At 66.8% G+C, this 1,736-nt stretch carries 4 protein-coding genes; 3 read left to right on the top strand and 1 reads right to left on the bottom strand.

What is annotated here, in order from left to right; all coding sequences use genetic code 11:
• Window positions 1-274 (bottom strand): winged helix-turn-helix domain-containing protein (locus Ae150APs1_RS09060; protein WP_139317633.1); only part of this gene is annotated, 274 nt, incomplete at its 3' end.
• A gap of 232 nt (window positions 275-506) precedes the next feature.
• Here Ae150APs1_RS09060 and Ae150APs1_RS09065 point away from each other — a divergent pair.
• From Ae150APs1_RS09065 to Ae150APs1_RS09075, 3 genes are all read left to right on the top strand, one after another.
• Window positions 507-929: a plasmid replication, integration and excision activator gene (locus Ae150APs1_RS09065; RefSeq protein ID WP_075296907.1), complete on the top strand. Its 423-nt coding sequence runs from the start codon at window positions 507-509 to the stop codon at window positions 927-929.
• 113 nt (window positions 930-1,042) lie between these two features.
• Window positions 1,043-1,396, top strand: coding sequence for a WhiB family transcriptional regulator (locus Ae150APs1_RS09070; RefSeq protein ID WP_083680029.1), 354 nt, complete (start codon window positions 1,043-1,045; stop codon window positions 1,394-1,396).
• A 75-nt stretch (window positions 1,397-1,471) separates the two neighbouring features.
• Window positions 1,472-1,736: transposase (locus Ae150APs1_RS09075; RefSeq protein ID WP_139317634.1), on the top strand; the 265-nt coding region annotated here is incomplete at its 3' end.

The raw sequence follows: 1,736 nt of genomic DNA on the forward strand, positions 1-1,736 counted from the left end.
GGCGGTCTCGCCGAAGATCAGGCCGCCCCTGCCTCGGAGCACGAACGGTCCGCCTGGACCTCGGCTCGTTTACGATCAGGCCATCCTCAGCAAGGAGCTTCATCGCCTCAGAGATCGTGAAGGGGCTAACTCCCCACTCGGATGCGAGCACCTTGGTTGAGGGGAGAGTCGCGCCGTTGATTAGGCGGCCCGCTGAGATGTCATTGGCGATGTGGCGAGCAATCTGCGCGTGCAGCGCCTCGCCCCGCGACAGTGTCCGTCGTAGTGGCTCCATGATCTCGACTTCCTGGCCGTCCCGCTCGGCCGCTCTAGCTAGCTGCCCGGTGTTCCACTCGCACCCCGGCGCGCGCGGTGCACGGAAATTCTACCAACGCAGCGAGCGTTGTAGCTGGTCAGCACCCCCGTCAAGAGGTCGTTGCCATTCAGTTGACATGCTTAACTGTCAACTGCTAGCTTCACGTAGAGCTTGCAGCTGAACGCAGAGAGCGAACGACGGAGGAGCTGGCATGGCGCGGAGCAACAGGTTTGTGGTGGCGATGGGTGATGTGTTCCCGCACGGCGCGTTCGTTGTGTCGGAGGTGGAGGCGGTGCGGGACTTCGACAAGTCTTCGCCGGGGCGTCCGGTGCAGCAGGTGGATCGGGAGTCGGGGTTGCCGGTGTGGTCTGTGTCGGTGCTGGATGCTGATCCGGAGGCGCGGCGGTCGGAGAAGACGGTGGTGGTGAAGATCGCGGCGGCGCATCAGCCGGTGCCGCCGGAGGCGGCTGGGGGGTTGCCGTTCCGGCCGGTGGAGTTCGACGGCCTGACGGTGACTCCGTATGTGCAGGAGTCGGGTGGTCGTCCGCGTGTGGCCTACAGCTTCCGCGCGGCGGGGATGCGTTCCCCTGGTCCGCAGCGTGGGCAGGCGGGCAAGAACCAGGACGCGGCCTGACCGGGTGTGGTGTGGAGGAGCCCGTTAGTGGCGGGCTCCTCCACGAGGTCTTCCTCGTCTCATGTTGTGGCCGTAGCAGGCACTCGATCGACTCGGAAGGACACCGAGCATAGATGAACGTTGAGTTTTCTCCATCCCCTGCCGTTCGGCTCGGGGGTGTGACCGGTGCTGGCGAACGCAGCTGGGTTGCTGGGGCGGCGTGTCGGGGGATGGACACGGGGTTGTTCTTCCCCGTCGATGATCGTCCGAGGGCTGCCGAGTCTGCGTTGGCGGTGTGCCGTCGCTGCCGGGTTCGTGGGATCTGTCTGGTGGAGGCGTTGCTGGTGGAGGACCCGGCCCGCCGGTACTGCGTCGTCGGTGCCACGACCCCAGCGGAGCGGGATCGTCTGCATCGCACCGCACGTGTCGCCGCCCGCCGTGAGGCTGGGGCCGCTGTGACCTCGATGCCGGGGAGGGCTGCGGCATGAACCCCGACAGCGCAGGCACCGACACGGGCTGCGGTTCCCCCATGATCGGGGAGGCATCAGCTATAAGGGGTAGCGATGCCAGAGGTACGGAAGCGATACGACCGGGAGTTCCGTGACGGGGCGGTCCGGATCGTCGAGGAGACGGGCAAGCCGATCGCCCAGGTCGCCAGAGACCTGGGGGTCAACGAGGGCACGCTGGGCAACTGGGTGGCCCGCGCCCGTGAGGCCCGTGAGGAGACCGAGGGCCTGTCCCGCGGGGACGTCGAGGAGCTCAAGCGGTTGCGTGCGGAGAACGCCGAGCTGCGGATGGAGCGTGATGTCCTCAAGCGATCCGTGGTCC

It is taken from the genome of Pseudonocardia sp. Ae150A_Ps1, from assembly GCF_001932315.1.
Lineage (GTDB): Bacteria > Actinomycetota > Actinomycetes > Mycobacteriales > Pseudonocardiaceae > Pseudonocardia.

What these genes read in the sequence shown, in the direction of transcription:
- Ae150APs1_RS09065 (WP_075296907.1), top strand. Translation starts at nt 507, where the DNA reads ATGGCGCGGAGCAACAGGTTTGTGGTGGCGATGGGTGATGTGTTCCCG.
- Ae150APs1_RS09070 (WP_083680029.1), top strand. Translation starts at nt 1,043, where the DNA reads ATGAACGTTGAGTTTTCTCCATCCCCTGCCGTTCGGCTCGGGGGTGTG.